Source organism: Nostoc sp. 'Peltigera membranacea cyanobiont' 232 (assembly GCF_002245985.1).
Classification (GTDB): Bacteria; Cyanobacteriota; Cyanobacteriia; order Cyanobacteriales; family Nostocaceae; genus Nostoc.
This window is the reverse complement of sequence record NZ_NOLK01000235.1, coordinates 1-8094: the sequence shown is the minus strand read 5'-3', so window position 1 is coordinate 8094 and position 8094 is coordinate 1. Positions and strand designations below refer to the sequence as shown.

Annotated in this window: 8 protein-coding genes and 1 pseudogene; 5 read left to right on the top strand and 4 right to left on the bottom strand. The window is 44.0% G+C overall.

The features are described 5' to 3' along the window. Together CDG79_RS37380 and CDG79_RS37375 are read left to right on the top strand one after the other, a co-directional pair. On the top strand, positions 1–590 hold a 590-nt coding region (locus CDG79_RS37380), incomplete at its 5' end, for an SDR family oxidoreductase (RefSeq protein ID WP_094346593.1). Further along, on the top strand, positions 587–901 hold the full coding sequence (locus tag CDG79_RS37375; RefSeq protein WP_223278577.1) for a zinc-binding dehydrogenase: 315 nt from the start codon (positions 587–589) through the stop codon (positions 899–901). The genes CDG79_RS37380 and CDG79_RS37375, both read left to right, overlap by 4 nt. On the opposite strand, the pseudogene CDG79_RS37370 reads toward CDG79_RS37375, so the two are convergent. After that, positions 893–2047, bottom strand: a pseudogene (locus CDG79_RS37370) (iron-containing alcohol dehydrogenase). The gene CDG79_RS37375 and the pseudogene CDG79_RS37370 sit on opposite strands and share 9 nt — an antisense overlap. A 622-nt stretch (positions 2048–2669) precedes the next feature. Between CDG79_RS37370 and CDG79_RS37365 the strand changes: the two are divergent. Beyond that, positions 2670–3467, top strand: a complete 798-nt coding sequence (locus CDG79_RS37365) for a sulfite exporter TauE/SafE family protein (RefSeq protein WP_094346591.1) — start codon at positions 2670–2672, stop codon at positions 3465–3467. Positions 3468–4043: 576 nt separating this feature from the next. Here the strand turns inward: CDG79_RS37365 and CDG79_RS37360 are convergent. Continuing rightward, positions 4044–4706: a cadmium resistance transporter gene (locus tag CDG79_RS37360; RefSeq protein WP_094346590.1), complete on the bottom strand. Its 663-nt coding sequence runs from the start codon at positions 4704–4706 to the stop codon at positions 4044–4046. A gap of 129 nt (positions 4707–4835) precedes the next feature. Here CDG79_RS37360 and CDG79_RS37355 point away from each other — a divergent pair, with 129 nt between their 5' ends. After that, on the top strand, positions 4836–5546 hold the full coding sequence (locus CDG79_RS37355) for a cadmium resistance transporter (protein WP_094346589.1): 711 nt from the start codon (positions 4836–4838) through the stop codon (positions 5544–5546). Between the two features lie 69 nt (positions 5547–5615). On the opposite strand, the gene cysK is transcribed toward CDG79_RS37355, so the two are convergent. Beyond that, entirely contained in the window at positions 5616–6578 is a 963-nt protein-coding gene (cysK, locus tag CDG79_RS37350; RefSeq protein ID WP_094346588.1) for a cysteine synthase A, read from the bottom strand. 18 nt (positions 6579–6596) lie between these two features. Continuing rightward, positions 6597–7067 carry an RrF2 family transcriptional regulator gene (locus CDG79_RS37345; protein WP_189525266.1) on the bottom strand — a complete coding sequence of 157 codons (471 nt, stop codon included), beginning with the start codon at positions 7065–7067 and terminating at the stop codon, positions 6597–6599. A gap of 225 nt (positions 7068–7292) precedes the next feature. On the opposite strand from CDG79_RS37345, the gene cysE reads away from it, so the two are divergent. Continuing rightward, positions 7293–8021 carry a serine O-acetyltransferase gene (gene cysE, locus CDG79_RS37340; RefSeq protein ID WP_094346586.1) on the top strand — a complete coding sequence of 243 codons (729 nt, stop codon included), beginning with the start codon at positions 7293–7295 and terminating at the stop codon, positions 8019–8021. Positions 8022–8094: the final 73 nt, after the last annotated feature.

Sequence of the window (8094 nt, the reverse complement as noted above, 5' to 3'; positions counted from 1 at the left end):
CCCTGCTCCCCTGCACAAGCACGGGCTTTGAGAGGTGTGGTGAGAAATCCGGGGACAAGACCATCGAGACCTTTGGGCGGCTGGACTTTGCCTTCAACAATGCTGGTGTGGAGCAGAAGAATACAGCAACAGCAGAAATCGAAGAGCAAGAGTGGGATCGGATCGTAGACACCAACCTGCGCGGCGTTTTTCTGTGCATGAAGTATGAAATTCCGCTGCTACTCAAGCAAGGCGGCGGCGCAATCGTGAACACATCATCGGGTGCCGGGATCGTAGGCATCAAGGGCAAAGCCGCATACACCGCCGCAAAACACGGTGTTATCGGACTCACCAAGTCAGCGGCTCTCGACTACGCCTCGCAGAACATCCGCGTCAACGCCGTTGCCCCCGGTTACATTGACACACCGATGATGGTTCGCTTCACTGGCGGCACTGCTGAAGGACGCGAGCAGGTAATCTCAGAGGAGCCGATCGGACGGATGGGACAGCCCGAAGAAATTGCCAATGCCGTCGTCTGGCTGTGTTCGGACGCGGCTGCCTTCATCGTCGGACACACCTTGGTCGTCGATGGCGGTCAAACGGTGCAGTGACAGTTGCAGTCGTTGGTGATGGGGCTGTAGGTTTGTGTGGCGTGCTTGCCGCCAAACGTCTCGGTGCTGAACGCATCATTATCTTGGGGCGACACCCATCGCGGTTGGAGATTGCGCGACGTTTTGGTGCAACGGATGTTGTCAGCAGTCGAGGTGAAGAAGCGATCGCGGCGGTGAAAGAGATGACCCAAGGTGGTGCAGAGTCAGTACTTGAGTGTGTTGGCAGTGAACCTGCAATGGCAACGGCGATCGGCATTGCGCGTCCTGGTGGAGCGATCGGGTATGTTGGCGTACCGCACGGTTTATGCTGAAAGAGTTAAAATCTGCTCGACTACCTGAGAATTAACATCTTTATATTCGCCCAAAGCTACAGTACCGCGCTTTTCAAAACGCTCAATAATTACAGGAATGGTATCAAGTCCAACACCATAATCAGATAAGCGGGTGCGTACACCAACAGACTCGAAGAAATGGCGAGTTTTAGCGATCGCTTCAGTAACCCGTTCTTCCTCACGACCATCGACAATTCCCCAAACTCGCTGGGCATATTGTAGGAGTTTTTGCCATTTGCGATCGCGTTTAATTGTCAGGGTGCTGGGTAGCACAATAGCCAAAGTTTGAGCATGATCCAAACCATGCAGTGCTGTTAATTCATGCCCAATCATGTGAGTTGCCCAATCTTGAGGGACTCCTGCACCAATTAGCCCATTGAGTGCTAGCGTTGCAGACCACATCACATTAGCCCGTGCATCGTAGTCTTGAGGATTCGCCAGGGTTTTTGGCCCCTCCTCAATTAGCGTTTTCAAAATTGATTCAGCCATCCGGTCTTGTAGTGGTGCATTGACTGGAAAAGTCAAATACTGTTCCATCACATGCGTGTAAGCATCGACAATTCCATTGCTAATTTGCCGTACAGGTAGGGAAAAAGTTGTTTCCGGGTCGAGAACCGAGAAACGGGGAAACACCAAAGGACTGCTAAAAGGTAATTTTTCTTGAGTTTCCCACTTAGTAACAACCGAGTTCGTATTCATTTCCGAGCCGGTTGCAGGTAAAGTCAAAACTGTACCAAAGGGCACAGCAGCCTTTACAGGTGCGTTCTTTGCGAGGATATCTCAAGGATCGCCCACAAAGGGAACCGCAGCAGCAATAAACTTAGTACCATCAAGAACTGAACCGCCACCGACCGCAAGTAGAAAGTCTATGTCCTCATTCCGCACTATTTCAACCGCTTTCAAGAGGGTTTCCAGGTGAGGATTGGGTTCGATTCCACCAAACTCAACTACATTCCGTCCAAACAATGCAGACTTCACCTGGTCATAAACACCGTTAGTTTTGATGCTACCGCCACCGTAAGTAATGAGAATTTTGGCATCAGCAGGAATTTCAGCAGCAATATTGGCGATTTGACCTTTGCCAAACAGGATTTTGACTGGGTTGTAAAAAACAAAATTTTTCATGAGTGATTAGACTAAGGAATCGGATTTGACTTTGAGTATTGTAATCAGTTTTATGGCGTTGACCAATTGCAGTCAGAATCCAGATTTAGAGACGCAATAAATCTTTGTCTATAAGATTTTGAATTATCCAGATGGTGAATTACCCTTGTTTTGATTAACTTTGAGGTAATTTTTTTAACAGCCATCCCTAAGAAGTTTAACCTGCTACAGTGTATTATCCAGAGAATATAACGATATACAAAGCGAATACGCTAGACGTTTGATCGTGTTTGCAAGTAAAATACGGTAAGGCGATGCACTTACCGGCTTTTATATGTAAAACCGCAGAAAAACCAATTAGAAGTTGAGTTGAGCAAAACAACTAACCCATAAGCAGTTATCAAAGTCTGTTTCGGCTCAATGACAGTTGTCATGCTTCCAAAAACTTCCAAACAGGTTTTGAGTTATGCAGGAATCCTCTGCCCTAACTTCTAGCTGGATAACCCTTGTGTCACTCATCCTTTGAGAAACACAATCAATAACTTGCCATGACTAGCTCTGTCTATTACTGGGCTGTAATTCGGCTGAGTTGTTATTCTCTAGCAGTGAAGCTCTAGCTGACTTTCTGAAACCCCCAAAGAGTATGCACTATTTATTACTACCTTTCTTAAGCTTCTTTGTTGGCATCATCGTTGGTTTGACGGGAATTGGCGGAGCCTCTCTCATTACCCCAATGTTGATTTTTGTTTTTCAGATTCCGCCTTCCATCGCAGTGAGTTCTGATGTTGTGGCTGCCACATTGATGAAGATTGTTGGTAGCGTCAAGCATTGGGAACAAAAAACCCTTGATACAGAAGTTGTCAAATGGCTGGCATTCGGGAGTGTTCCAGGTTCACTGTTTGGGGTGGGAATTTTACACTTTCTTAAAAGTACGGGTGACTATAACCTAGATAACATCTTGCTGCGTTTGCTTGGCGTGATGATTTTGCTAGTCACAGCCTTAGCACTAGTACAATTGTTGTTATTGACTTTTTTCCCCACATTTAATTTACCCGAACTGCCAAAGTTAGACTTAGAAACTAACTTTGGTCGCTTTATAACAATCACTTTGGGAGCAATTTTGGGCTGTTTAGTTGGTCTAACTAGCGTCTCTTCAGGTTCAATGTTTGCCCTAGTGCTGATTGGGTTTTTCCGTCTTGATGCCCGAAAGTTAGTGGGTACTGATATTTCACACGCAGCAATTTTACTGCTGTTTACAGCCCTTGGTCATCTCAGCCTGGGAACAGTTGATTGGAGTTTGGTATTACCTATCTGGCTAGGTTCTGTGCCGGGAGTTCTGCTAGGTGCTAAAATCTGCCAAGTCGCTCCCCAGCGCCCACTACGGTTTATTATTTACGCCATTTTGATGATGGTGAGTTGGAAATTAGTTCATCAGGTTTGACACTCTCAGATGGATGTTTGAAAAGTTCTTACTAGGCGCTAAAATCTGCCAATCGTTGGTCACTGACTTTCGTACTGTTAATCTAATCAGTTTTTGAAACTGGGTTTAACATAAAGTTTTGCTTCTACTATTTTCCTAAGCTGATGTGCATCTAAATTGTATAGTACGAAAACGTAAAATTATTGTAGTGCGGGCATCTTGCCCGCATCGCATATACAAATTAAATACGCAACAGCTTAATCAATAAAGGTGATGGTCGAATTGAAAAACGTAGAGTTAGTGTTTGTCATCTCGTAGATTAGGCGCAAAGAATATCTCAAAAATTAGGACTTTTGCAAAAGGTCTATTAAACAATCGACCGCTCCAACAACTAGACTAAAATTCTTTTAGTATCACATGAGGGTTTGCCGGTTCTGGCATCTTACACGCCAAAAACAGCCGCAAACCCCAACCCGGTTGGCAAGAAACTTCTCCTTAACAAACCAGGCGACACCAGTTCCTACAGCCGCGTTCACGCCCGCTACCAACCTATTTTTCACAATATAGTTGAAAAATACGGTTACTATTCAACATTGATTAACTTTTTATCCAAGGTAGTAGAGTAAATGTACCTCGCTCATACATAATGAACAGACCCAAGCCAATTAACACAAAAGGTACGACAGCTTGACCGTAGCGACTTAAAATATCAGCAATGGTAGGTTGAAGGCTTAAAAAATAAGCGATCGCACACCAGACCCCTACCATGACAAAAAATATACCTAAAATTACCCCCAAGCTGGCAAGGTCATGACCAGCGAACAAAGGGATATATATACTAATATTGTCACCACCATTAGCGATCGTTACTGCTGCCACTTTATAGGTTTGGGGATGCAAAATACTCAAAATAAAAGACAATACCGGGTTAGTAGATGTTGGCTGGTTAAAATCACTACTGACTGTCTGAACTGTTATAGTATCTTCTTCTTTATATACTAAGTGGTGAATACCAATACCAATTGGTAGCAATCCTAGCAATCCTATCCATTCTCGCTGTATGACCAATCCACCAAAAAATCCTGGTAAGCTAGCGATGATAATGGCTGTAAAACCCAGATATTGACCGAGTAAGATATGCCGCCGCCGAAAATTAACATCTACCTGTGAAAAAAATATTAACAAGATAATGATGTCATCTATGTTAGTGGCGATGAAGGCAATTATCCCTTCACTGAAGACTGTCCCTAACTTACTCATGCTGGATTTTTAGAACCTACGATTTACCACCATACCAAATTAACCTTTCAAGTAATTTAACTATACTACTTCCTACTCCCCATTTCCCATCTCAGTCGCGATCTAAATAGCTGAAAACTGCTGTAAAATATGAACGAATTAGTTACTGCAATTACTACAGGGGCAATTGCGTTCATTGCCACTAATATTGATGATATTGTAATTTTATTGTTGTTTTTTTCTCGAATAAATGCTAACTTTCGCCCCCGGCATATAGTTGCTGGACAGTTTCTAGGTTTTACGGTTCTGTTAATCCTTAGTCTTCCGGGTTTATTTGGTGGGTTAGTTTTATCCAAAAACTGGATTGGATTACTTGGTTTACTACCAATGTCTATAGGTATCAGTAGCTTAGTGAATCGGGAAGAAGATTCATCAAAAGAAGTTGTAGCTGCCACAGAAGAAGCTGAAGCATCAACAATTACTAGCTTTTTTTCTCCCCAAGCTTATAGTGTGGCAGCTGTTACAATTGCCAATGGTAGCGATAATATTAGTGTCTACGTGCCTTTATTTGCTAGCTGCAACTTAGAGAATTTTGTGGTAATTATCGGATTATTTTTTCTATTATTAGGAATTTGGTGTTATGCGGCATACAAATTAACTAATTACAGAGTAATAGCTGATGTATTGACTCGCTATATTAATAATATTGTGCCTTTTATCCTTATAGGATTAGGCGCTTTTATTGTATTAGAAAGTCAAGCTTTGAGCTTGATAAAGCTAGCTGCTAGTTGTTTATGTTTAATGATTTTGGTGAAAAATAATGAAAGTGCTGATGAAATTGGCGAAAATTCTAGTAGATAACCAAGCTAATTTTAGATTTTGATTTGGATGAAAAATCTCAAATACAAAATCTAAAATTGGTATGCGGAATTAAACTTTACTCAACCACTCATTCTCTTCTGGGTCTTTGAATAGTGAGGTGCTGAGATAGCGTTCGCCGAAGCTAGGCTGGATCATGACGATTAGCCGTCCTGCATTTTCTGGCCGTTGTGCTACTTGAATAGCTGCATATAAAGCAGCACCAGTAGAAATCCCCGATAATAATCCTTCTTCTTTAGCTAGGCGACGGCTGTAAGCGATCGCTTGCTCATCTGCTACCTGAATTACTTCATCTACTAGTTCCGCACGATAAATCGCTGGGACAAATCCCGCGCCGATACCCTGAATTTTGTGAGGCCCTGATTTACCACCTGTTAATACTGGACTGCTGCTTGGTTCAACTGCGATCGCTTTAAAACTTGGCTTCCGTCCTTTAATAACTTCTGCAACTCCCGTAATTGTCCCACCAGTACCCACTCCCGCTACGAGAATATCTACTTCTCCATCGGTATCATTCCAAATTTCTTCTGCGGTGGTTTCGGCGTGAATTTTTGGGTTGGCGGGGTTGCGGAATTGCTGCAACATATAAGCATTGGGCGTTTGAGCTACAATCTGCTCTGCATGAGCGATCGCTCCTCGCATCCCTTCTACCCCTGGCGTTAACTCTACTTGAGCGCCATAAGCTTTGAGCATCGATCGTCTTTCATGGCTCATTGTGTCAGGCATCGTTAGAATGAGATGGTAGCCCTTAGCGGCCGCCACCATCGCTAACGCAATTCCTGTATTTCCAGAAGTCGGCTCTACTAAAACAGTTTTTCCGGGGTGAATCAAGCCTGCTTCTTCTGCCACTTCCACCATACTCGCGCCAATCCGATCTTTCACAGAAGATGCTGGATTCATGCTTTCTAGCTTCACCACAATCCGAGCAACCGCTCCTGAAGCTTGGGGAATTTTGTTTAATTGAACTAAAGGAGTCCGTCCGATTAACTCTGTGATATCTTTCGCTATCCGCATGTTACTACTCCGTCGTGTCTAAATATAATACATCGGGCTTTGCTGGGCGCGAGTTTCTCTTTCCTCGCACAAGTCTTGGAGTGTATACCTACCTAACACTTCAATTGAAGCAGCGTTAGCTTGCTCCCAAACTTCATAAACCAGAGTCTTTTCTAGAGTCGGAGAGTCAGAAGTATCTTTCTCTTTCCGCTCGCCTTCGACTAAAGTGACAATTTCTAGCAGTGTAATCTGCCAAGGTTCACGAGCTAAAACAAAACCTCCTTTAGAGCCGCGTTGACTCTGCACCACACCAGCACGCCGGAGGTTGGTCAAAATTTGTTCCAGGTAGCGTTCAGGTATGGGTTGTTTGGTAGCGATCTCGCTCATGGTTAGAGGAAGTTTTTTTCCGTGGTGGCTTGCCAGCTCTAAGAGGGCCAGCAGCGCGTATTCCACTTTGGAAGACAAATCCAAGAGAGCGTAGTTTTGGCTATTCAAGACTGTACTCAACATACTACGGTGAATTGGGGGACTTATCGCAGTTTATGCGAAATTAATTTTTTCAAAGTGGGGAATGTGATAGCATCCCATTTACTACTCACAAAATCACTATATCCTATCGACTTACCGTAGATTGTGAACTTACATAATTCCCATAAATGACTCGATCTTTTTGTGGGAATTATCCTGAGTTTCTGTTTTCAGAGCCTCATTTACCAACTAAAATTCCAACAGAGTATGCTACTAACTGATTTGCGAACCATTTTTGAGCGTGACCCAGCAGCGCGTAACTGGCTAGAAGTATTGTTTTGTTATCCTGGACTCCAAGCCCTAGTGTTTCATAGATTGGCACACTGGCTGCATAAAATTGGAATTCCCTTTATACCTCGATTCATTTCTCATATTAGTCGGTTTTTAACTGGGATTGAAATCCATCCTGGGGCATTAATCGGCGAGGGAGTGTTTATTGACCACGGTATGGGAGTTGTGATTGGTGAAACTGCGATCGTGGGCGATCGTGCCCTAATTTATCAAGGTGTCACCCTTGGCGGGACTGGGAAAGAAAGCGGCAAACGCCATCCAACTTTAGGCTCTCATGTAGTTGTGGGAGCGGGTGCAAAGGTATTGGGAAATATTCAAATTGGCGATCGCGTTCGCATTGGAGCCGGTTCTGTGGTGCTGCGAGATGTACCCAGTAACACTACGGTAGTTGGGATTCCAGGGCGCGTGACTCGTCAGAATAACTTGTCTACCAATGTTCTGGATCATGATAAAGTCCGCGACGTAGAAGCTGAAGTCATCCGCGCTTTATTTGAACGTGTCAAGGCTCTAGAGAAACAATTCGAGGAGTTGCAAGATCAATCAAGTTTGTCCCCAACTGAGCTTGGCGACGAACAAACCTACAACCCTAAGAGCAATAAGTCTGATGGGATGATTGAAGATTTTCTTGATGGTGCAGGAATTTAATTTTGGGGATTGGGGATTGGGAATTGGGGATTGGGTATTAGTTCTTTCTCCCCCTGCTCCCCCTGCCCCCTGC